This window comes from Pantoea sp. S61 (assembly GCF_016625145.1).
Lineage (GTDB): Bacteria > Pseudomonadota > Gammaproteobacteria > Enterobacterales > Enterobacteriaceae > Pantoea > Pantoea rwandensis_B.
The window spans coordinates 381,423-401,868 of record NZ_JACVUO010000001.1 but is presented as its reverse complement, the minus strand read 5'-3'; the positions used below and the strand labels follow the sequence as shown (position 1 = coordinate 401,868).

The 20,446-nt window shown below is 51.2% G+C and carries 25 protein-coding genes and 2 pseudogenes; 13 read left to right on the top strand and 14 right to left on the bottom strand.

Annotated features, from left to right (window positions below):
* The first annotated feature begins 108 nt into the window (after positions 1–108).
* The 4 genes from IAE30_RS01965 (at position 109) to IAE30_RS01950 (ending at position 4,089) form a co-directional block, all read left to right on the top strand.
* Entirely contained in the window at positions 109–1,770 is a 1,662-nt protein-coding gene (locus tag IAE30_RS01965; protein WP_200678140.1) for a methyl-accepting chemotaxis protein, read from the top strand.
* Positions 1,771–1,796: 26 nt separating this feature from the next.
* A complete protein-coding gene (locus IAE30_RS01960) occupies positions 1,797–2,123 on the top strand; it encodes a hypothetical protein (protein ID WP_200678138.1) in 327 nt (108 codons plus the stop codon).
* A 164-nt stretch (positions 2,124–2,287) separates the two neighbouring features.
* Entirely contained in the window at positions 2,288–3,238 is a 951-nt protein-coding gene (locus IAE30_RS01955) for a bifunctional helix-turn-helix transcriptional regulator/GNAT family N-acetyltransferase (protein ID WP_200678136.1), read from the top strand.
* A 407-nt stretch (positions 3,239–3,645) separates the two neighbouring features.
* Positions 3,646–4,089: an acetyltransferase gene (locus tag IAE30_RS01950; protein ID WP_200678134.1), complete on the top strand. Its 444-nt coding sequence runs from the start codon at positions 3,646–3,648 to the stop codon at positions 4,087–4,089.
* Between the two features lie 20 nt (positions 4,090–4,109).
* Here the strand turns inward: IAE30_RS01950 and IAE30_RS01945 are convergent, their stop codons facing one another.
* A complete protein-coding gene (locus tag IAE30_RS01945; protein WP_200678383.1) occupies positions 4,110–4,694 on the bottom strand; it encodes a helix-turn-helix domain-containing protein in 585 nt (194 codons plus the stop codon).
* A gap of 405 nt (positions 4,695–5,099) precedes the next feature.
* Between IAE30_RS01945 and IAE30_RS29960 the strand changes: the two genes are divergently transcribed.
* The 3 genes from IAE30_RS29960 (at position 5,100) to IAE30_RS29950 (ending at position 6,130) form a co-directional block, all read left to right on the top strand.
* The gene (locus tag IAE30_RS29960; RefSeq protein ID WP_234465391.1) at positions 5,100–5,366 is read left to right on the top strand and encodes a hypothetical protein; all 267 of its coding nucleotides are present in this window, start codon (positions 5,100–5,102) and stop codon (positions 5,364–5,366) included.
* Between the two features lie 50 nt (positions 5,367–5,416).
* Complete coding sequence (locus IAE30_RS29955) at positions 5,417–5,851, top strand: hypothetical protein (protein WP_234472654.1); 435 nt, start codon at positions 5,417–5,419, stop codon at positions 5,849–5,851.
* 93 nt (positions 5,852–5,944) lie between these two features.
* A complete protein-coding gene (locus tag IAE30_RS29950) occupies positions 5,945–6,130 on the top strand; it encodes a hypothetical protein (protein ID WP_234465393.1) in 186 nt (61 codons plus the stop codon).
* 381 nt (positions 6,131–6,511) lie between these two features.
* Here the strand turns inward: IAE30_RS29950 and IAE30_RS01935 are convergent, their stop codons facing one another.
* The 9 genes and pseudogenes from IAE30_RS01935 to IAE30_RS01900 all read right to left on the bottom strand — a co-directional run bounded on the left by IAE30_RS01935 (position 6,512) and on the right by IAE30_RS01900 (position 11,754).
* Positions 6,512–7,315 (bottom strand): carboxymuconolactone decarboxylase family protein, encoded by an 804-nt coding sequence (locus IAE30_RS01935; protein WP_200678132.1) that lies wholly within the window; start codon positions 7,313–7,315, stop codon positions 6,512–6,514.
* 15 nt (positions 7,316–7,330) lie between these two features.
* Positions 7,331–8,026, bottom strand: coding sequence for an antibiotic biosynthesis monooxygenase family protein (locus IAE30_RS01930; protein WP_200678381.1), 696 nt, complete (start codon positions 8,024–8,026; stop codon positions 7,331–7,333).
* A gap of 49 nt (positions 8,027–8,075) precedes the next feature.
* Positions 8,076–8,672: an NAD(P)H-dependent oxidoreductase gene (locus IAE30_RS01925; protein WP_200537820.1), complete on the bottom strand. Its 597-nt coding sequence runs from the start codon at positions 8,670–8,672 to the stop codon at positions 8,076–8,078.
* 58 nt (positions 8,673–8,730) lie between these two features.
* On the bottom strand, positions 8,731–9,087 hold the full coding sequence (locus tag IAE30_RS01920; protein ID WP_200678130.1) for a DUF1330 domain-containing protein: 357 nt from the start codon (positions 9,085–9,087) through the stop codon (positions 8,731–8,733).
* A gap of 38 nt (positions 9,088–9,125) precedes the next feature.
* A complete protein-coding gene (locus IAE30_RS01915; RefSeq protein ID WP_200678379.1) occupies positions 9,126–10,145 on the bottom strand; it encodes an aldo/keto reductase in 1,020 nt (339 codons plus the stop codon).
* A gap of 2 nt (positions 10,146–10,147) precedes the next feature.
* Positions 10,148–10,720 carry an NAD(P)H-dependent oxidoreductase gene (locus IAE30_RS01910; RefSeq protein WP_200678128.1) on the bottom strand — a complete coding sequence of 191 codons (573 nt, stop codon included), beginning with the start codon at positions 10,718–10,720 and terminating at the stop codon, positions 10,148–10,150.
* Positions 10,721–11,186: 466 nt separating this feature from the next.
* Positions 11,187–11,333 (bottom strand): annotated as a pseudogene (locus IAE30_RS29945) (aldo/keto reductase); the annotation flags it as partial.
* 2 nt (positions 11,334–11,335) lie between these two features.
* Positions 11,336–11,437: pseudogene (locus IAE30_RS01905) on the bottom strand (type 1 glutamine amidotransferase domain-containing protein); the annotation flags it as partial.
* An 11-nt stretch (positions 11,438–11,448) separates the two neighbouring features.
* Positions 11,449–11,754 (bottom strand): superoxide dismutase, encoded by a 306-nt coding sequence (locus IAE30_RS01900; RefSeq protein WP_200537615.1) that lies wholly within the window; start codon positions 11,752–11,754, stop codon positions 11,449–11,451.
* A gap of 139 nt (positions 11,755–11,893) precedes the next feature.
* Between IAE30_RS01900 and IAE30_RS01895 the strand changes: the two genes are divergently transcribed.
* The 5 genes from IAE30_RS01895 (at position 11,894) to IAE30_RS01875 (ending at position 15,158) form a co-directional block, all read left to right on the top strand.
* Positions 11,894–12,793, top strand: a complete 900-nt coding sequence (locus IAE30_RS01895) for a LysR family transcriptional regulator (protein ID WP_200537824.1) — start codon at positions 11,894–11,896, stop codon at positions 12,791–12,793.
* A gap of 191 nt (positions 12,794–12,984) precedes the next feature.
* Entirely contained in the window at positions 12,985–13,209 is a 225-nt protein-coding gene (locus tag IAE30_RS01890) for a hypothetical protein (RefSeq protein ID WP_097117809.1), read from the top strand.
* A 146-nt stretch (positions 13,210–13,355) separates the two neighbouring features.
* A complete protein-coding gene (locus IAE30_RS01885; protein WP_045814629.1) occupies positions 13,356–13,919 on the top strand; it encodes a fasciclin domain-containing protein in 564 nt (187 codons plus the stop codon).
* A 43-nt stretch (positions 13,920–13,962) separates the two neighbouring features.
* Positions 13,963–14,517, top strand: coding sequence for an RNA polymerase sigma factor (locus tag IAE30_RS01880; RefSeq protein ID WP_200537616.1), 555 nt, complete (start codon positions 13,963–13,965; stop codon positions 14,515–14,517).
* Positions 14,514–15,158 carry an anti-sigma factor domain-containing protein gene (locus tag IAE30_RS01875; RefSeq protein ID WP_200678126.1) on the top strand — a complete coding sequence of 215 codons (645 nt, stop codon included), beginning with the start codon at positions 14,514–14,516 and terminating at the stop codon, positions 15,156–15,158. The genes IAE30_RS01880 and IAE30_RS01875 overlap by 4 nt, the downstream gene beginning before the upstream one ends.
* 5 nt (positions 15,159–15,163) lie before the next feature.
* Here the strand turns inward: IAE30_RS01875 and IAE30_RS01870 are convergent, their stop codons facing one another.
* From IAE30_RS01870 to IAE30_RS01855, 4 genes are all read right to left on the bottom strand, one after another.
* Entirely contained in the window at positions 15,164–15,859 is a 696-nt protein-coding gene (locus tag IAE30_RS01870; protein WP_200678124.1) for a YafY family protein, read from the bottom strand.
* Between the two features lie 168 nt (positions 15,860–16,027).
* Positions 16,028–17,344 (bottom strand): MmgE/PrpD family protein, encoded by a 1,317-nt coding sequence (locus IAE30_RS01865; RefSeq protein ID WP_200678122.1) that lies wholly within the window; start codon positions 17,342–17,344, stop codon positions 16,028–16,030.
* On the bottom strand, positions 17,341–18,489 hold the full coding sequence (locus IAE30_RS01860) for an amidohydrolase (RefSeq protein ID WP_200678120.1): 1,149 nt from the start codon (positions 18,487–18,489) through the stop codon (positions 17,341–17,343). The genes IAE30_RS01865 and IAE30_RS01860 overlap by 4 nt, the downstream gene beginning before the upstream one ends.
* On the bottom strand, positions 18,489–19,031 hold the full coding sequence (locus IAE30_RS01855; protein WP_200678118.1) for a GNAT family N-acetyltransferase: 543 nt from the start codon (positions 19,029–19,031) through the stop codon (positions 18,489–18,491). Before IAE30_RS01855 ends, IAE30_RS01860 begins: the two co-directional genes overlap by 1 nt.
* 329 nt (positions 19,032–19,360) lie before the next feature.
* Here IAE30_RS01855 and IAE30_RS01850 point away from each other — a divergent pair, with 329 nt between their 5' ends.
* Positions 19,361–20,431, top strand: a complete 1,071-nt coding sequence (locus tag IAE30_RS01850; protein WP_200678116.1) for an iron-containing alcohol dehydrogenase family protein — start codon at positions 19,361–19,363, stop codon at positions 20,429–20,431.
* Positions 20,432–20,446: the final 15 nt, after the last annotated feature.

The following is a 20,446-nucleotide window of genomic DNA, read 5'->3' as shown; positions in this document are numbered from 1 at the left end:
TTAAGTTGGATTAACTTTAATCAGTATATTTGATGTAATTGTTGTTCTTCTTTTGCCGATGTGATTGTTGCTAAGAAATCTCATTTCAACATTTACCAGGTAAAAAAGATGAATATTACTCAAAGGTTAACCCTGGCTTTTCTCTTACTCTCGGCTTCTCTCATTCTATGCGGCACCGTTTCCTTAAGGCTTTTATCAGGGTTTCAGGAGCGTTTTGAATACGTACAGTTGAACGCGATACCCTCAATACGCGACCTTGGCGATCTTATAGACCGGAGTAACAGATTATCCCTGACGCTTTACAAACATCAGAGTCAGACGGACAACACGCGAATGCCGCCGATTGAAAGTGAGATATCTCACCGCATGGCAGACATCCGAACGTTGGCAAATTATTACTTAAAAAATGACATATCCAGTGATCAAGATGAAAAGATGACCGAAACGGGGCTGGCTACTTTAAAGCTGGTTGAATCGAGATTGCCTGCTTTTTTAAATGCCTCTCGAACACACCAGGATGAGATAACACTGGGAATGCTCGAAAACGACAGTGGCATTGGCGGCGCCATTACTGCTTTAAAGGACAACTACCGCAAGCAACTCGCGCTGAATATTTCTCTTTCGGAAGGGCTTCGCAGTCAAAACAAGAGGATTTATCAGCGGACACTTTGGGGAATGTCAGCCTGCGTAACGGTGGCCATCATTCTGCTTGGTGCGTTAACCGTCATGACTCTTTTACGTATCCGCAGTAGCCTGAAGAACATCAGTGAAATCATGCTGCGTGCAGGCGATAGTTTGGATTTGAGCGTGACTGCCGATGACAGTCGTAAGGATGAAGTGGGTGCGATGGCGAAGGCATTAAACCAGCTTCTCAATCGTGTCAGTTCCGCACTCCACTCAGTCAGTACGACTTCTCACTCGGTGAGCACGGCATCTGCACAAATCGCGGCAGGTAATGAAGATTTATCCTCCCGCACAGAGCAGCAGGCAGCTTCGCTCGAACAGACTGCTGCCAGTATGGCCGAACTGAGTGAAACCGTGCGACAGACGGCAGAGAACACACGTCAGGCGAGTCGCTTATCCGGTAATGCATCAGTGCTGTCTGATGCGAGCGTCGTGTCCCTGGGAAGTATGTTAAGCACCATGGTGGAAATCAGAAGCAGTTCGAAAAAAATCACTGAAATTGTCACGCTGATTGAAGGGATTGCATTTCAAACCAACATTCTCGCGCTCAATGCTGCAGTGGAAGCGGCGAGGGCCGGCGAGCACGGTAAGGGATTTGCCGTGGTCGCGGGTGAAGTTCGTAGCCTTTCACAGCGTTCTACACAGGCTGCTCGGGAAATTAAACAGCTGATCGATTCATCCTATGTTTTGGTGGAGTCGGGTGCGGTTCAAGCTGAGACGGTCGAGAGTAATATGACGGAACTCAAAGCAGCATTCCGTCAGGTTAACGATCTGGTCAGTGAAATAGCCGCTGCGGCAGAAGAGCAGAATACCGGCATTAATCAGGTGCATTTGGCTATTAGTCAGATGGACGATGTGACGCAGCAGAATGCGGCATTGGTCGAAGAAGCTTCTGCGGCCTCCGCGTCCTTACAGGATCAGGCACTCACGCTGTCAGGTATGGTCAGGCAGTTTACATTGCCAGTTATTATGGCTGTTGAACCAACACCACTTAAGCACACTATGCCAGTTGAGTCTGTCCCGCTGACATCACAAGTGCGGATTCCTCAGAGACAATCCGAAAGCACTGACTGGCAGCGTTTCTGATGTGTGATTCATCTCTGAGGGAAAAAATGGATATAAATGCCTTCCTGAAACACGGGAAGTCTCATCGCGAACTGATAACTCGTTTCGAACAAATGAATATGCTCCTTCACCAAATGACGGATGGCGATTATCAGTCTCTGGATGTGTATATAAACAACTGTAATCATCTGTGCAGTCAGATTAATGCTGCTATGACCTCACTCCGCGAACGTGAGTTCGAGGACTATCTGATGCAACATGACCCAGCATTGTTTTACAATCTTCAGAGCGTCATGCTGTCGGTCAAAATGCTGAAAAATTTGCTTGAAAACCTCGCAGGTACAATGAAGTACTCTCTTCTGCAAACCGCCTGATTGATATCAAGATCAGCCTGAAGCCGTTTAGTCAAATCGGGCTTCAGGCTGAAACACATTGCGCCTTTTAAAATCTAACCTTCTGTGAGTCAGGCTGCATAACGATTGACAAATCCTTCGCGCAAATGGTTGTATAGTACAACCAACTTGGCAAGGTAACGTTAATGGCTACTGAACTTCAAAACATAAAAAACATCCGTGTGGCATCACGATTAATGGTGCGAGAACTGGGTTTCATGAACCAAAATCTCGCTGCAACGGATTATCCTCCGTCAGCCGTTCACGCCATGCTTGAAGTTGAACTTCATGGCGCAATGACGGCTGCTCAACTGGTGCAGATTTTGGGGCTGGAGAAGTCCAGCGTTAGCCGCATGCTCGCTAAACTCGTTGAGGCCGGAGAGCTTGAAGAAAGCCCATGTTCTGTAGACGCGAGGACCAAGCGACTGAGCCTCACCGGGAAAGGTAAAGATACCGTGCAGCGCATTAATGCTTACGCTGACCAACGCGTAGCAGCAGCTCTCGGGAAACTCGATCCCTTTACTCAGGAGGCTGTATCTCAGGGCCTATCGTCATACGCCAGCGCCTTGAAAGCCTGTCGGGAAAACACCGCAGGGCAAATGCGAAATAACGTTAAGATAGTCTCGGGTTATCATGCAGGTATGATTGGCCGCATGACAGAAATGCATGGCAGCTTTTACGCCAGAGAGCATCACTTCGGCCAATTTTTTGAAGCTAAGGTGGCTGCCGGTCTGGCTGATTTTACGTCGCGACTGGAAAAACCCTGTAATCAGATTTGGCTGGCGATGCTGAACGAACGCATTGTCGGCTCAGTCGCCATTGACGGTGAAGATCTGGGAAATAATGAGGCGCATCTGCGCTGGTTCATCCTTGACGACGGATATCGTGGTAGCGGATTGGGCAGAAAACTCATTTCAGAAGCGATGAGATTTTGTGATGAGCAGAAATTCACTTCAGTACAGTTATGGACGTTTAATAAACTCACCGCGGCCAGACGATTGTACGAATCATTCGGATTTGAATTGTCAAAAGAATGGGAGGGCGATCAGTGGGGAAATACCATCACTGAGCAACAGTTCACCCGAAAAAACATTTAAACATGCTGGATTATCTAACCGGTTTTAGCAGGTTTTTTGGGGCGGGTTATCAGCGATTATCTCTTTCCCGAAATAGTCATGTCCGCTGTTGGCACGCTGCTGCTCTTAGGCAAAGCAACGAGGCAGCAATCAAAAGGCATCCATTAATCGAAATGGACTTCCAGTGATAGGAAAGGCGTTTAAATCGAGTATGACCCTTTCACCATCAGCATGAACTCGTATCTGGCGCACAGCGAAAGTTGAACAATATTGACCCGCCAAAACCTGAAACTGGAGTGGACTGAGCTAACAGTAAGGTTAATGCTCCCATATTTACTATTGTGAAATTAAATTCACTATAATAAATTTAGATGAGACTTGGTGGTATGTATTTTCACCAGGAAGTGAACATCTAAGAGGTAGAATTAATGTTTAAAATACGAATGTCTCGCCCATCTGAAGCGCCAGAGATTATACAAATCTGGAGAAATTCTGTAGATGCTACCCACGATTTTCTGACAGCGCGCGACAGACAAGAAATCGAAAAAGAAGTCGTCAGCTTTTTTTCAGAGACACCGGTATGGGTAGCAACTCAACAGGATGACCAGCCTGTAGGATTTATGTTTTTGCATGATGGTCATCTGGAGGCGCTTTTTGTCGATGCGTCTGCTCGCGGACTGGGCGTTGGTAAGCGGTTGATATCCCATGCACTGGCTCTTCATCCTCATCTAAGCGTGGATGTAAATGAACAAAACCAGCAAGCTGTAGGGTTTTATCAGCATTTGGGTTTTCAGGTTTCAGGACGTTCCGAGCGGGATAATCAGGGAAGGCCGTACCCCCTGTTACATCTGAGCAAAACTCATGAGATGTAACCCCCTGGGCAGGGGCATTATCATTGATTTTTATGACTAAAAGCGACGATGTAAGTACAGCACTGATCGCTATCAGGATTGCTCATTTGATACTCGCTTGCAAAGGTAAGAGCCAGGCAGTCACCCACTCGTAAATGATGGGTCTGATTATTGACCTTGAAATCCAGGCTGCCGCTTAATATCCAAAGGGTTTGCCCTGAAAGGTGCTCATTAGCGGCTGCGGGAATCGTGAGTTGACCCAGAGCAGGGATTTCAACTTTGATAAGCTCAGCTGTAGCGCCCGCAGGAGACACAGACCATCGGGTGATACCTGATTGCTCATCTGTCCAATGCTGCTGCTGGTCGGCTGAAAGCACCATTGAGTTGTGGTTAAGCTCAAGTTCGGCGAAGAGTTTTGATAGCGTAATATTCAGGGCATTTGCTAAGCGACTCAGGATAGTTGCACTGGGGCTGGAGGCACCTCGTTCAACTTTGCTGATCATGGCCTGACTGACACCCGATCTTTGGGCAAGCTCAGTCACTGTCCAGTTCTTTTCTTTTCTGTGTTTCAGTAACAGACGCGCAATATCACTATCCAGTATCTGATTCTTAGCCGTTTTTTCCATCATGATGCTCGCTTTTTTTAAACCTGATTATGCCATTACACGCATTGAGCTGGAATAATTGATTTATGAAGGATCAATTGTTCTTCAGGTGTTTAACCCATCGGCACTGGGGTTAAGGTTTTCCAGCACTTAACTGAAATATAGGAGTTTGGGTATCTTGTGGCACACATTTATTTGATTAACTGACACATGAAAGTGTTGAGCATTGACCCCGGGCCCCGAATATGATCCATGCATAATCAGGAATAACCGGCTTTTCGGTACTGATGACCCTGATGCCGGTCATCACCGCCGTGTTGGCCGGATTTATGATTATTGGCGTGGCGCTTCCCGTTCTGCCCTTGCATGTAGAAAACGGTCTGGGATATGGGACTTTCATTGTGGGATTAGTGGCAGGCGCACAGTTTGCCGCCTCACTTATCTCACGCATCTGGTCAGGCTCTTATTCTGACCGACGTGGGGCAAAAAAAAGGTGTTGTTGCCGGACTGATGGCTGCTTCGGTGGCCGGACTGCTCTATCTGGTGTCACTTTGGACGATCAGCTTACCTGCTCTGTCGGTCGTCATACTGATGGCGGGCCGGGCCATTCTGGGCGGTGCAGAAAGTTTCATTATCACCGGGGGGGTGGCCTGGGGGCTGGCGAAGGTTGATAAAGCGCATGCCGGAAGGTGATTGCATGGGTCGGGACGGTCATGTTTGCCGCCATGGCGCTTGGGGGGCCGGTGGGAACAGTGCTTTACGGCGCGTTTGGCTTTAAGTCTATTGCGCTGATAACCCTGCTGTTACCCCTACTCGTGCTGTTTTACCTGTCACGTATACCCGCCGTGGCCCCGCCCCCGCCCCCGCCCCGCGCTCACGCCACGTTTGGCTCGGTCATGAAGGCAGTGTGGTTACCCGGACTGGGTGCCGCGCTTGCCAGCACAGGCTACTGCACCATCCTGGCGTTCAGCTCGCTCTATTACAGCGCCATGCACTGGCAGCCAGTGTGGATGGCATTCACCGCGTTCGGTATGGCCCTGATTGTGGCCCGCACCTTTGCCGGTCACCTGCCGGACCGTTTCGGCGGGGCGCTCATCGCGCTGATCTTCGTGCTGGTTCAGGCGGCAGGGCTGTTTCTGATGTGGTTCGCCAGAATCCCGCTGATGGCCTCCGCCTAGGCCGCGTTTGCCGGCTTTGGCTATTCACTGGTTTATCCGGGGCTGGTTATTGAAGCCATCAGCGGCACAACGCCGCAGAATCGTGGAATGGTGATGGGGATCTACACGGCCTTTCTCGATGTAGCGATGGCCATTGGCAGCCCGATGCTTGGTTGGGTGGGCGGTGACCTTGGGCTCGGCAATATCTTTCTGGCGGGCGCGCTCACTGTGTTGAGCACCGCGATTGTGGCCGTCTTGCTGATCAGGCGTTCAGCGTTAAGGAAAGAGAACGCTTCGTGAAATATTTTACGGCGGGGCCGAGTTTCTCTCGAATTAGCATTGCACTTATATACGCTGAGTTCATGTACTTAAATTCCCATACTGACATCGATTCTATTACCCAAGTGATACTGTTACTCACCTCACATAAAGTGTTTGCCGTAGATTGAGATAATTAGCACAACGAAAATTGAGGTAACAATTGCCTATCAATTATCCTCAGGACAGTTATAAAAATTTTTAGCTCTATCCGTGTAAAATTCAGGCAGGTGTGAACGTCGCTCACTGCGAAATGATCTTGAGCAGAAAAAGGTTATTTCTAATTTTTAGCGAAGACATTACTGATAAACATGCAGAAAACATCAGGAAGGAGCTACTAAAAGCGGGTCCTTCCTGGAGGTTTTATTCTTTACTGGACGAACGATTACGTAATATTTCCCCGACCACCGGGGCTGCGGTAAATGCGTTTGGCCAGCCAGCGTAAAATGCAGCCTGTGTGACGACTTCACCCGCTTCTGCAGCAGAAAGTCCATTATCCATCGCTCGGTTAAGGTGATAGCCAATTTGTGCACTCTGTCCGGATGCGATTAATGCACTCACCGTAATCAGGCTTCTGTCGCGGGGTTTCAGCGCGGGTCTTTGCCAGAGATCCAGGAACAGTGGGTCAGCGGTAAATTTAACCAAACCCGGAGATATTGGGCCAATATTTTTTTCCACCGTTTCTGAACGTTGCTTTTCTTTTTCCTGGTTAAGAGGGAGTAAGGCCGGAGACGCTTCGGGAAGCGCATCAGCTGTGACGCCGCGAGATTCAAATACCGCTTTGGTTACGCTGATGGCTGACATGGCATTTGGCCAACCTGAGTAGAATGCCAAATGAGTAATGATTTCTGACAGTTCCGCTGGCGTTACGCCAGTATCTAGGGCAATTTCTGTAAAGTGCTTAAGGTCACCAGGCTGGTTTCTGGCAATCAGTATGGCGACGGTCACCATGCTGCGATCCCTGGGAGAAAGGGGGGCACTTGTCCAGAGATCCTCAGTAATAGCTTCACGGCCAAAGCGCGCCAGAGCTGGTGATACAGCGCGAATATCAGCTTCCGAAATAGCTGAAGGTTCAATTTTTATCATAGCTTTACCTCTTTTTTCCTCTGCATTAGCAAAGTCAGAAATAACAAGCGACATGGCCGCCGCTGCAATTACGCCTTTCATGTTAATCCTCACTGGTCAACGGTTCGGATCCTGTTTAATTCCGCCTTTGTTACGGAGAAATGTCGGTTTTACAGGAATAGCGTTCTTACTGGTGCTCATCTGCGCCGTTTGTCTAAGATAATCCTTGAAGTGTGGCGTTTGTCGGTGTAGCTGATAATCCTCCTCACTGGCGTAAATCTCATAGAAATACCAGCGGTTCGGCGTCTGTGACTCTGTAGCGGCATACATGGCTAACACGCCTTTCTCTACTTTGAGCGACTGCGCCATTTCAGGAAGGACAATTTTTTTAAATTCGGTCTGAAATTCAGGCTTAACCTCGACGACCACCAGATTATTGATAGTCCGCTCATCCGGCAGGAAGTGTTTGTCCCCGAGAAACTGTGGCTCAAGGGTAATTTTCTGTTTCCGATCGATAATTTCAGGTGCATAAGCAGCGAATGCCCTGTACGGAACGGCAATAAGATGTTTGCGGTAAGCACCCTCGTTTTCATAGAGTTCGACCATGTATGCCTGACGTGGATTGGCGCTGTGTTTCAGGGCGTACATCGCCAGCGTGCCTGCTTCACGATCCACCGAAGCGGAAATCGTTTGTCTGGCCACGTCATCAAAATCCTTGTCCCGATCGGGCCGGACGCTAATGTTGAAGATATTCATCACTGGCTTATATTGCGTGTCCGCTTTCTCTGCAAAGACAGGACTGCTTATTAGTATGGAAATTAGCAGAATAAGGCTATTTTTCACGATGTTCCTCTTACTGATATTAATGCTTAAGACGTTTAATCAGTTGTTGCTTGAGGGATGTAAGCCGATTGCTACTGGCGCTCTCAAAAACCAAAGGAGGAAGCCACATCATACCTGCGTGCAGGGCGCTGGCCTTCATCGGTAAAAACACATCCGCAAGAGAAACACCGATCCTGCCGTCTGGTCCATAAGTGGAGTCTCCACCTGCAGCCGTACTGACAAGAAGCATCTCCTTTCCCTGCCACAGACCGGGTCCGACACTTCCCCAGGTTTCATTCAGCCAGGCTTTCATCATCGGCGTAATATTGAACCAGTGTGTCGGGAAGATAAAAACGACACGACTGTGCTCAAGCATCATCTTTCGCTCTGCGTCGCCATTAATGTTACGAGTGTCATAACCATATAAAGTCTCAAGGTTGCGAACCGTCACGCCTTCCAAACTCTCAGCTGCGTCCTGTAAACCTTTTGTCAGGACGGAACGTTCTGGATAAGGGTGAGAGACAATGACAAGCGTTTTGATGTCGGTCTTTTCACGGCTCAATGCATGACTGACCGACATCAAGAAGGCGAATGCAAACAAAAATAATGCTGCTACTTTGCGGTTACGTAACGACATCATAAAACCTCCTTTGTTCAAATAAGGCTGAAAAGCGCTTGAATGTTAAAGGAGTTTGTTACGGTAATCCCTCCACAATATAGGTTCGCGAATTACCGGCACGGTGTCGGATGGGGATGATCTTCTGGTATGCAGCTGAGTTATACCAGGCCTGGGCATTTTTTAGGCTCTCAAACTTGATAATAACCAGTCGGCCCTGTGCTCCAAACCCTTCTTTGATATCGGGTTCACCTGCTCTGACAATGAATTGTCCTCCAAAAGGCTGGAAGGTTGATTCAACCTGAGCACTGTAAGGTTTTATAGCTTCACGATCGGTTGCCTGAAACTCCGCAACGTAATAGGCAGGGGTTGCCGCCATTGCTGAAGCGAGCCCGATTAACAGGAGCAGACCGGCAACTGATGTTTTAAAAATCATCTTTCCTCCGATTTTCATTTTGTGACAGTGAAAAAGGGCTAACGCGTCCAGACTTGCTTAACGTCTTTCGTCTGCGGAGTGTTTTGCGCCATGATCCCTGTCAGAACATGCGGCTGATAGGTTTCCTCCAGAAACCGGATTTCTTCCGGGCTCAGCTGAAGATTTACTGCATTTACCGCGCCATCAACATGATCTTTTTTTGTGGCCCCTACGACAGGAGACGTGGTTTTTGTCAGCAGCCAGGCGAGTGAGATCTCCGTCATAGTTACCTGATGCCGCTCGGCAAGCTCGGCTACGCGCTCAATAATGCTCCGATCCTGTTCAGCTGTGCTCTCATATTTCCCACGAGCATAGTCATCCTCAATGGCTCGCAGCGAGTGGCCAGCTTTCCGGGAGAGACGGCCGCTAGCCAGCGCGCTATAGGGTGTCATAGCGATATCATCTTCAGTGCACAGACCGAAGAGCTCTCGTTCATCTTCACGCATAATCAGGTTGTAGTGGCTCTGGACGGAGACAAAGGGCGTCAGCCCTTCACGTTCAGCCAGCGCGTTCGCCTTAGCCAGCTGCCATGCATAGCAGTTTGAAATACCAATAGCGCGCACCTTACCAGCGGTAACGGCGCCATGTAGCGCTTCAAGCACGTCAATAACGGGCGTGTTGTAATCCCAGATGTGGTAGACGTAGAGGTCAACATAGTCCATCCCCAGATTCTGTAGACTCTGGTCAAGCGAGTAGGCTATTGCCTGTTTTCCGCTGATCCCCTCGGCAATCTGGGCAGTGGTGCGCGGCAGAAACTTAGTGGCCAGCACGATGTCATCGCGTTTCGCCATTTCCCGAAGCGCCCGACCAACGTATCGCTCGCTGGAGCCGTTCTGATAGGCGATGGCGGTATCGTAAAAATTAATACCCTTTTCGAGACCGTAGCGGATAATGTCCCGGCTTGCGGTTTCGTCCAGCGTCCAGCGATGCTGGCCCGTTAACGGGTCGCCAAACCCCATACACCCCATGCAGATGCGGGAGACCAGTAAGTTACTTTTACCGAGCCGGGTATACTGCATCATTATTCTCCTTCTGGATTATTCACGACGGTATTGAGCAGGTCGACAAGCCTTGAAGCGTGTTCCCGGGCAAGCATTTTTTGCTGCGCGATTTTGTCGACATCCCGGTCGGCATAGCTGATACCGCAGGTATAAACCGGCGCCAGCAGCTCAAGGTTGCACAGCCTTGCCGTGGTCTCGAACGGAATAAGATACTCTTCAATGGCATGGACAAAGAAACCGTCAGCGGTATAGAACGCCTGTGGCGCGCCCGTGGTGAAGGAGAGGATCAGCTTTTTACCGCCCAGTTTCGCGGTTGAGCCATGCGCGAAGCCGTGGACAAAGACCTCGTCCAGCCATTGTTTCATTAACCCGGGCAGCCCATACCAGGAAAAAGGGAACTGCCAGACAATCACATCGGCCCTGAGCAGGCTTTCCTGTTCCGCACCGATGTTGAATTTACCGTCCAAACTGAGCCAGTCCAGGCGACGAATTTCAGCATCGGGAAGTGCGGTCGCCAGTTCATCAAGGATAGTGGCGTTGGCGACGGAATGGGTCAGCTCTGGATGGCCGGAAATAATAAGGATGTTATTCATTTCAATAAGTTAAATCGTGATGATGAATATTTAACCCAGTATAGAGTGTCAGCATTATTTTGTTTAGAGCAGTAAAGACTTATTCACTTTTAGACAAAAACTAATAATGGTCGCCTGACTTCCATTGTGCTCAATCCTGATGAATCAGTGAACGAAGTCGTGATGCCAGGTAAACGCGCTGCATTGCGAAACGCGATGGCCTCTTTTTCAGCCTTGTTGACGGGCAGACTTTCAATAAATGTTTTAAACCGTCCAGGGTCTGATAGGGATAATCAACGGAGCACAGGATCCTTTCTGCACCCATCAACTCGTAGTAAAACTTAAAATGCGGCAGTCTCAGCATACCTGACGGGGTAACGTAAACGTGCTCCTGGAAGGTTCTGCAATAAACCATGTTTTTATCCGATATTTTCGATCCTTTATATTATTGCTGTTTAGTAATGGCAGAAATGGTACTTTATCTGCTTTATTGAACCATCGGGTTTTCCCAGGCTCCGCGCGTATCCACACCGGTCTCTGAGGCAAGCTGTTCCAGCAGGATAATTTACTCATTACTTAACTTAATTTCTGAAGCGCTGGCAGCATCCAGAACGTGATGAACTTTGGTTGCCCCAGATGCGTCAGCTCGGCGAGGAAGAAACCGGTCGGTACACCGGGTGCGCCTTTAATCGGATGGCTGGAGACGACACACAGAACAGGTCTATCTGCAGGTTTCATATCGGGCCTCACTATTTATTTTTAAATTCAGCGGCAAAGAGATTTTCCCAGTTAATAAAGGAGCCAAGCGGTATGCACTCAAAGCTTAATAAGCCTGCTTTTGCCAGCGGGAATTCGGCCATTACGTTCATCGCTTCATCGACAGAGTCACATTCAAGAAAAATGGCGACGCCAGGTCTGTCCTGACGGAAGTAAATGTCACGAATGAAGCCAGATTTATACAATCCCCAGGCGTGCAGAGCCTCCGCATTAAGGTGCGGAGCATATTGTTCAAGTGATGCTCCAGGGGCGGGGATGTCCAGACATAAAATTCGCATCAGAGTCTCCTAAACTCAGGGCGTTGTTGAAAGATACAGAAGTATAAGAGGCGCATTTCAGGAAGATTAGAGGGCCATTGACTTAAGCATATTTAGGCTGTACTTAATAATCAGGCGGTGATTGCTTAAGGAAGACATTATGAATAACGCCCTTTATAACCAGATACGCATCTTTCAGAGCATTGCACGTGAGGGCAATATTTCGGCAGCCGCAAGGAAACTGGAAATTACCCCTCCCTCCGTCAGCAATGCGCTTAAGCTACTGGAAGAGCATATCGGCCATCCGCTTTTTATACGCACGACCCGACGTATTGAGCTGACGGAAACCGGGCAGCTGTTGCTGGAACAGACCGCTGCGGCGGTGGCGTCGCTGGAAAATTCGCTTGAAAGCATCCGCGATCAAAACCAGGAGCCCACGGGTGTCGTGCGAATAACGCTCTCACGTTTTGCGTATCTCTTAATTCTTAAGCCTGCAATGGCAGAATTCTGTCAGCAATATCCGGGTATACAGCTGGAAATTTCGGTCTTCGACGGTACCGTGAATATTATCGAAGAACGTTTTGATCTGGGGATCCGTTTTGGCGATATTCTGGAGGGCGGGGTGGTGGCGCGGCCGATAATGAAACCGTTTCGTGAAGGGTTATATGCATCCTCAGCTTATCTCACCAGGCACGGAAAGCCTGTGGTACCGACTGATCTCCGTCACCACCAGCTGATTGGTTACCGTTTTATCACTAACAACCGCATCCTCCCTTTGATTCTGAACGATCGCGGTGAGCAGTTGACCGTTGAGATGCCCGGGCAGTTAATCAGCAACGATATTGACGTTATGGCAGATGGGATCCGTAACGGGCTGGGAATTGGACGTTTGTTTGAACCCATCTGGCGGCTACAACCTGACAAGGATCAATTTATCCCCGTGATGGAGAGCTACTGGAAAACCTATCCGCCGGTGTATCTCTATTACCCAAAAAATGCGGGTAAAACCAAAAGAGTGAAAGCTCTGATTGATTTTTTAATATCTGCTACGCAGCGATAAGTATTGCATCTTATCGTTCAGTTCGAATGAGCTTTTTGCAACACCAGCGGCCTGGCTACCCGCGGTAAGTGCAAAAGAGCTGTAACAGAACCCGTCAGGAGCGTGACGTGAACTTTTAGTCGCACTCGTGCTCAATATCCTGATAATGCACGCAGGATTAATTATTTGAACGCGGTAAACGGAGAGATGAAATGGTCAATGACTACTTTGCACCACCCCCAATGGGTATGACGCCAGAACAACACAAGCGAACCATCGCTGTGGCGGCCGCTTTAGCGGTGGCGAAGGAATCCGTCAGCGCTTCAACCTCTGCCAGCGGTTCTAAAGCGTCGTGGGATCTTCAGGCGGTAGCGAATGAAATTTCCAATCTGGCTGATGCCATTCAGGACGCCCTGGAACCTGAAGACGAGATGTAAAGCCAGCGCACCCTCACATGACGGTGTTTGAAACCGTTTTGTGAGGGGCGAAAATTTTTTTATTTTTATCTGCATCCAGTTTGCCCCCTCCTTACGTATATCCCGTTGTGAGCAAATTCTTCGCTCCCCTACAACGAGGATTTATGATGAAAAAGCTAATCACCACTGCAGTCATCTCTGGCGCGCTGATGTTCTCCGCCACGACTTTCGCAGCCATGAACTCTGACTCTGTCATGGTTGGCGGTGCCGCTATGTATCCGCAGAAAAACATCATTGAAAACGCCCTCAATTCTAAAGACCACACTACATTAGTGGCCGCAGTGAAGGCTGCAGGTTTAGTGGAAACACTCGAAGGAAAAGGGCCTTTCACTGTGTTCGCGCCAACCAACGCCGCGTTTGCGAAACTGCCCGCTGGCACCGTGGATAATCTGGTAAAACCGGAAAACAAAGCCAAGTTAACCAGCATCCTCACTTATCATGTCGTGGCCGGTAAATACGACATGAAAGCGCTGATGATGAAAATCAAACAAGGTGGCGGTCACGCGGAGCTGAAAACCGTGAACGGTCAGCCTTTGTGGATTATGAGTAATGGTCCTCACAATATTCAGTTGAAAGATGGCCAGGGCAATGTGGCCAATATCAGTACTTATGATGTGAATCAGAAAAACGGTGTGATTGATGTTATCGATACCGTTCTGATGCCTAAGTAATTGTCTATACTCGGAAGGCATTTCAATGCCTTCCGGGAAAAACATGGATAACGTTTTGGCTCAACAGCAGGTGAAATTAATGCGGGCGATTGCGCAAGGCGATCGCCAGGCATTTGAACAACTGTATCGACTCGCTTCGCCGCATCTTTTCGCCCTTGCTTTGCGCACATTACGCCAGAGAGCCTGGGCGGAGGAGGTGCTGCATGATTGTTTCCTCACTATCTGGAATCGAGCCGACAGCTATGATGCCGCACTGAGCGCCCCCATGACCTGGATGACGCATATTGTGCGCAATCGCTGTATTGATTGGCTGCGCAGTGGACAGGCGCGTGAGGCCATCCTGTCTGAAGAATATAGCGATAACGTTTCGGAGGGTGAGGCGGAAGGGCCAGATGCCCCCTTTGACGATTCACAGAACGCCCGATTACATCACTGTCTGCAGCATCTAAGTCATGAGCAGCGACAGAGTGTGACGCTGGCTTATTATCAGGGGATGTCGCATAACGATATTGCTGCCTGGATGCAGCAACCGGTAGGATCAGTAAAAAGTTGGATCCGTCGTGCGATGGAGCATCTTCGGGAGTGCGTGGGCTTATGAAAAACAATAAACATGATGATGCGCTCGCCGCCGAATATGCCCTGGGAACATTGCGCGGCAATGCACGATTGCGTTTCGAGAGGCGGCTGCAACAAGAGCCGGAACTGGCTGCGAAAGTGGCAAGCTGGCAGACAATGCTGGCAGGAATGGACACCCATTTGCGACCTGAAATCCCGCCGGAACGCGTGTGGAAAAAAATTGCCTTGAGTCTTCCGGCTAAAACCCCGGTGAAACGCGCCAATCCTTATGTTGGCTGGCTGGTTGCTGCGGGGCTTGCGGCATTCACCCTGGTATCCTATTACAGCCATCGCCCTGATGAGTTCGCACCCCTGGTGATTCTGGGGGATTCACAGCATCAGGGACAATGGGTGGTCAGCCGCAGTAGCGACCGCCGTTATCTGCAATTATCGCCGCTTAAACCCGTCGCCATTAATGCGTCCAGAAGTCTGCAGCTTTGGCTGATTCCTGCGGGCCAATCCCCGGTCTCGCTGGGTTTACTGGCAGACCATGCGGCAACGCAAATAGAAATGGATAATCGAGCCTTAGCAGCAGGGGCTACCCTTGCTATCAGCCTGGAACCTCAGGGCGGTTCACCAACGGGGCAACCCACCGGACCGGTGCTTTACAGCGGTATGCTGTAAACCCATTATCGAGCATCGGGATAACGTGCTTGCTGATAATCCTTCCAGCGCTTAAGCAACTGATGACGCGTCCCGGGATAGGTCTCATCCTCAACCACAATCTCTTCAATGCGGTCGACGCGGAAATTACGAAAATCCTGGCGTAGTTCGCACCAGCCACACAGCAAGCGCACACGGTCAAAATATCCCAGCACCACGGGCCAGATGATGCGAGTGGATGACACGTCTTTGAGATCGTTATAACGCAGCGAGATTTTATTGCGGGTATGGATTGCCTGACGCAGTTCCGGCAGATGCTTCTCAAACAGGGCTTCTCCCCGCGAAGCGACCAGCAATGATTGATGATCGATACCATGCGATAAATGCGCTGGCATGACGGCATAAATTTTTGCCAGCGCGTGCTGTGCGGCGGATTTTAATTCGGCATCGGTGTGGCGGCTGACCCAATCAAGGCCCAACGCCAGCGCATCAATCTCCTGACGGGAAAACATCAAGGGCGGTAAATGACCGTCGGATTTCAGCAAATACCCCAGTCCGGCGCTGCCCTCGATTTCCACGCCTTGCTGTTGCAGGCTGATGATGTCGCGATATACGGTGCGCACGCTAATGCTGAGTTGCTCTGCGAGATGCTGTGCAGTTATCGGATATCGGTGACAACGTAACATTTGCACGAGTGCCAATATTCGCTGGGTTTTGGTCATGGGGTGTGCCTAAGCTAAGAGTCTGGCAGTCAGGAGCGGTTCAGGCCGCACGCACCAGAGTTGACTCCTGTGCAGGTGCGGCGACCTGTAGTTTAATACGGCACTCGTCATCCCGGTAGACGCAACTTCGTCTGTGGCGTGGTGAATTAAAAGCGCTGCATCAAGATATTAAACGCGTAATAACTGCTGCAGCACCGCCAGATCAGCGGTTGTCTGCAATGCGCTACTTTGCTGCACCTGTTGCAATCGCTCGCCTGACTCCTGACGCAACGCCAGACGCAATTTACCCTCAACGTCCACGCCATCGGCCAGGGATTGCTGACGGGTACGACGCTGTTGCAGCCGGGTGCCATCGCGCAAGGTAAGAGTGACCAGATGAAAACGCAATGCGGGATTAATCGCATCTGGCGGCGCGGTGTCATCAGGTACTCGTCTCACTTTGGCTGCCAGTGGCATCACAGCATGATTAAGATCGCCTTCCGCAAAATCTTCCAGCCGCAGATCGTTAAAGATCAGCATCGCGGCAATCACGTATTCCAGACTGAAACGCGCTTCAATCCCATTGGTGGGCGATGTGACTGAGGCGGCAATATCACCGCCTGGCGGGAACGCCACGCTTATGTCGGTGATGTTATCCAGCAGCGCTTCCAGCAAATTGCCGCTGGCTAGCCAGCCATTGCGCAGGATACGCGCGGCTTCCGCTGCGCTGTGTGTTCCGGCGCAGGTCGGGAAAGGTTTGTACTCCAGCCCCGGCGAAACAATACGCCACGGCTCGCCCCATTGAGCAACCAGTCTGTCAGGTTGCGCCTGGCCATGGCTGTTGGCAGCCAGGAAAGCGTCGATCACACCCTCCTGTTTGCCATCAAAACCTGCCAGCGTCAGCTGTGCCGCCGCGACCGCGCGTTCTGCCGCCAATCCAGCGTGCAGAGGTTTGACGGCAGAGCCGAACTGCGCGCGTAGCCCGCTGGCCTGAGTGGTGGCGATGCCCAGCAGGTTGGCCGTCGCGCCGACATCCAGTTTTAATAGACGAGCCAGCGCGGCTGCGGCGGCCAGGGTGCCCAGCGTCGCGGTATTGTGATGACCTAACGCATAATGCTGCTGGCTGGCGGCCAACCCAAGCCGTCCGGCCACTTCCACACCGATGGCGTAAGCATCGAGAAACTCATCAATCTCTGCCGCCTGTTGCTGCTGCCAGGCAAACAGCGCAGGGAGGATCACCACGCTGGGGTGACCACGAAAGTCGGCGTGGAAATCATCGTAATCCAGCGCGTGAGCGGCATAACCGATAAGCAGCGCCTGAGAGCGTGGGCTGCCATCGGCATAAACGCTGCGCAGCGCGGGCAAGCCGCTGTCGGGTACCTGACCTTGCAGAACCGGCCAGCTGACGGCAAGAAAATCACGTACCCCTTCGCGGGCTGCTTCACGTGCGGCGGCATCCGGCTGGCTGTGAACGATCAACTCAGCGAGGGCGGGAGTGATGCTCATGGCTGCTCCAGACTGTGCAATGCCGCCACAGCCAGATTGGCCAGATAGCGCGACGTCGGCAGCAGCACATCATCGTTGATCCGAAACGCCGGATGATGCAGCGCATAAGGTTCACCGGTGCCAATCATCATAAACGCACCCGGCAGTTGCTGTTGGTAGAAGGCAAAATCCTCACCGATTGGGCTGGCTTCGACGACGCGGGCTTCAAAGCCGCTGGCTGCTGCCTGTTGCAGGGCGAAATCGGCCCAGTGCGCATCATTCACCACCGACGGTGGACCTGCGTGCCAGTTGAATTCGACTTTGGCCGCGAAGGCGGCGCCAATACCCTGCGCAATCTCACGGAAGCGCTGCTCCAGTCGTTCGCGCGTCTCCTGCGAGAACGAGCGCACCGTACCTTCCAGCCACGCGCTGTCCGGGATGACATTCCAGGTGCTGCCGCTGTGGATCTGGGTTATCGAGACCACCGCATTATCACCCGAAGGTGCATTACGGCTGATCAGCGTTTGTGCGGCCGAAACTATTTGCGCGGCGATCACAATCGGATCGTTGCCCTGATGCGGTTTGGCTGCGTGGCTGCCCGTCCCGGTAATCTTGATATCAAAGCGATCGACGGCCGCAGTGAGAGGCCCGGCTTTGCTGCCTATCACGCCCGGCGGTAACGAAGGATCGTTATGAATGCCGAAAATCGTCACGGCATCCTGCAGTGCGCCGGTAGCAATCACATCCGGCGCGCCCTGGCCGGTCTCTTCGGCGGCCTGGAACAAAATACGCACGCGGCCCGGCAACTGGGCCTCCTGCTGTTTCAACAGAATCGCCGCACCCAGCGCGGCGGAACTGTGGAAGTCGTGGCCGCACGCGTGCATCACGCCTGGGCGCTCTGAACGGAACGTGACGTCAGACTGCTCTTCAATCGGCAGCGCATCAATGTCGGAACGCAGCACGATCAGCGGTCCATTTTCGGGACCCACTTCCGCCACCAAACCGGTTTTCAGCGGCAAATCCAATACGCGGATTTGGTGTTTATCAAGCTGCTGACGAATACGTGCCGTGGTTTCAAACTCTTCATTGGAGAGTTCTGGAAAACGGTGTAACTCATGGCGGAAGGCAATCAAATGTTGGCCCAATGCGCTCTCATCAAAACTCATTATTTGCTTCCTTGTTGTGCGGCCTGACGTGTCATCCACGCATCATGCGCGCTGTCATCCAGCACTTTCTTCATATATTGGGTGATATGGCCTTTGCCGAGATCGGTGGTATGCATCAACTGGAAGCCGCGCTTTTTATACATCTCGATCAGCCATGGATGGCTGGTAGCGGTGCCTAATGACACCGCAGGGGCGCGCAGTTTGCCTAGCAGGATCTCTTGTTCCAGCCGATCCTGTACCTGACGGCCGTACTGTTTGCCGGGATAGTCGGGATGGGCACCGAACCAGCCAATATGCGGCAGACCAAACGGGCCTGGCAGCGGACCCCACGGATAGCGCACGGTGACCGAGGAAACCATCACGCCTTGCGTGTAAAGCGCATAAACGCCGTGACTTTGCAGGTGACGCAGCGTCTTTTCACGGTCTGCTTTGGCGGCATCAAATTTGATGCCCATTGCCAGCGTCGGCGCATACGCGGCGTGCATTAGCGCCTGATAGGTTTCAACCTCATCTTCTCTGACCTGACGAAATTCAAGTGACATATCTATCCCCGAGAGACCGCCTGAAAGCGGTAAAATGAATGCAGATTGAGTAACACTGAGTGGGCGATACCGACGCGTTCTAAAGCGCTAAAATTCAATACCCAGCGTGCTAAGCAACTCAGAATATCAGTAATGCCACAGGCTTCTATATGTGAAAAATGACTAAGCTAATGCGAATTTGTGAAAATGAAATGGCGGCTTTTCCATTGCTTATATCGCGATTTACCGTAGTATGCATAAAATACATAGCGCTATAACTATTTCGCATTAACCTCATGAAATAAAATAACTTTTCTCGTTATAGCCTTATTCTTAATCAGGGTGACGACGTGTTAGCGATCAAATCTCCGCGTGCTTATGCACATGAAGCCGGCCTGCGTGCGCGAGCCGGTGAATTTATCAAACCTTATGCCACACATATCCGCATTTTCACTTCTCCCAACGCCTGGCAAGCGGTTAATCCGGAATTAAGCCAGAGTTTAGAAGCCAACGGTATTCGCTGGGAACTGGAGTATTTGCGCGGTGAATGTACCGACCTCGCCATCGAAACGCTAAAAAACAACGTTGAGCACCAGCAAGCCGAGCTGCTGTTTGCGGTGGGCGGTGGTCGCGTGCTGGATGCCGCCAAAGCAGTGGGCAGCCAGTTACCGGATCTGAAGGTGATCAACTTTGCCACGCTTGCCGCCACGTGTGCGGCCTGGTCGCCAGTGGCCATTATCTACAACGAGCAGGGCGGCCATGTGCGCAGCCAGCCGCTGGGGAAAATGCCCGAGCTGGTGCTGGTGGACAGCGAAGTGATCGCCCGCAGCGATGTACGTTACCTCAAAGCGGGGATAGTGGATGCGCTGGCGAAGTACTACGAATTTGCCCCCTATCTGCGCAGCAACCCACACGATTTGGCGCTCGATCTCAAAGTGATGACGGCGCACCGTGCGCTGGATGTCTATCGCCAGTTAGGTGAGGCCGCCGTCAGCGCCAATGAAAAACAGCAGGTTACGCCGGAACTGGTGAAGGTGATCGATGCCAACATCGTCCTGGCGGGGCTGGCGAACAGCGTGCGCGATCAACTGCCCACCCCCGGTTTTGCCCATGCCATTCATAACCGTCTGACGCACCAGCCTGAGCTGCATCATTGGCTGCACGGTGAAAAAGTCGGTTACAGCCTGTTGGTGCAATCACTGGTTGAACACGATGGCGTGCCGGATGCGGAACTGCTGGCGTTGCTGCGTCAGTATGCGATGCCACTGACGCTGGCGCCGTTGACAGGCGACCGCGCGGCGGCGATACGCACAATTGCGGAACAAATTAAATTCCCGGCGGCCAGCGCTGAACGTCTGCCGTTCCGCATTCATGCGGATGCGTTAGAGCAGGCGCTGCTGGCGACCGAGAACCGTTTCTAACTTTTTACCCTCTTT

Excerpts from the sequence above, each read along its gene's own strand:
- IAE30_RS01925 (WP_200537820.1), bottom strand. The coding sequence starts at position 8,672 with ATGTCGTTACGTAACCGCAAAGTAGCAGCATTATTTTTGTTTGCATTC.
- IAE30_RS01895 (WP_200537824.1), top strand. The coding sequence starts at position 11,894 with ATGAATAACGCCCTTTATAACCAGATACGCATCTTTCAGAGCATTGCA.
- IAE30_RS01900 (WP_200537615.1), bottom strand. The coding sequence starts at position 11,754 with ATGCGAATTTTATGTCTGGACATCCCCGCCCCTGGAGCATCACTTGAA.
- IAE30_RS01910 (WP_200678128.1), bottom strand. The coding sequence starts at position 10,720 with ATGAATAACATCCTTATTATTTCCGGCCATCCAGAGCTGACCCATTCC.
- IAE30_RS01935 (WP_200678132.1), bottom strand. The coding sequence starts at position 7,315 with ATGAAAGGCGTAATTGCAGCGGCGGCCATGTCGCTTGTTATTTCTGAC.
- IAE30_RS01955 (WP_200678136.1), top strand. The coding sequence starts at position 2,288 with ATGGCTACTGAACTTCAAAACATAAAAAACATCCGTGTGGCATCACGA.
- IAE30_RS01945 (WP_200678383.1), bottom strand. The coding sequence starts at position 4,694 with ATGGAAAAAACGGCTAAGAATCAGATACTGGATAGTGATATTGCGCGT.
- IAE30_RS01865 (WP_200678122.1), bottom strand. The coding sequence starts at position 17,344 with ATGAGCATCACTCCCGCCCTCGCTGAGTTGATCGTTCACAGCCAGCCG.
- IAE30_RS01950 (WP_200678134.1), top strand. The coding sequence starts at position 3,646 with ATGTTTAAAATACGAATGTCTCGCCCATCTGAAGCGCCAGAGATTATA.
- IAE30_RS01880 (WP_200537616.1), top strand. The coding sequence starts at position 13,963 with ATGGATAACGTTTTGGCTCAACAGCAGGTGAAATTAATGCGGGCGATT.
- IAE30_RS01885 (WP_045814629.1), top strand. The coding sequence starts at position 13,356 with ATGAAAAAGCTAATCACCACTGCAGTCATCTCTGGCGCGCTGATGTTC.
- IAE30_RS01890 (WP_097117809.1), top strand. The coding sequence starts at position 12,985 with ATGGTCAATGACTACTTTGCACCACCCCCAATGGGTATGACGCCAGAA.
- IAE30_RS01855 (WP_200678118.1), bottom strand. The coding sequence starts at position 19,031 with ATGTCACTTGAATTTCGTCAGGTCAGAGAAGATGAGGTTGAAACCTAT.
- IAE30_RS01915 (WP_200678379.1), bottom strand. The coding sequence starts at position 10,145 with ATGCAGTATACCCGGCTCGGTAAAAGTAACTTACTGGTCTCCCGCATC.
- IAE30_RS01870 (WP_200678124.1), bottom strand. The coding sequence starts at position 15,859 with ATGACCAAAACCCAGCGAATATTGGCACTCGTGCAAATGTTACGTTGT.
- IAE30_RS01860 (WP_200678120.1), bottom strand. The coding sequence starts at position 18,489 with ATGAGTTTTGATGAGAGCGCATTGGGCCAACATTTGATTGCCTTCCGC.
- IAE30_RS29950 (WP_234465393.1), top strand. The coding sequence starts at position 5,945 with ATGGGGATCTACACGGCCTTTCTCGATGTAGCGATGGCCATTGGCAGC.
- IAE30_RS01920 (WP_200678130.1), bottom strand. The coding sequence starts at position 9,087 with ATGATTTTTAAAACATCAGTTGCCGGTCTGCTCCTGTTAATCGGGCTC.
- IAE30_RS01960 (WP_200678138.1), top strand. The coding sequence starts at position 1,797 with ATGGATATAAATGCCTTCCTGAAACACGGGAAGTCTCATCGCGAACTG.
- IAE30_RS01875 (WP_200678126.1), top strand. The coding sequence starts at position 14,514 with ATGAAAAACAATAAACATGATGATGCGCTCGCCGCCGAATATGCCCTG.
- IAE30_RS01965 (WP_200678140.1), top strand. The coding sequence starts at position 109 with ATGAATATTACTCAAAGGTTAACCCTGGCTTTTCTCTTACTCTCGGCT.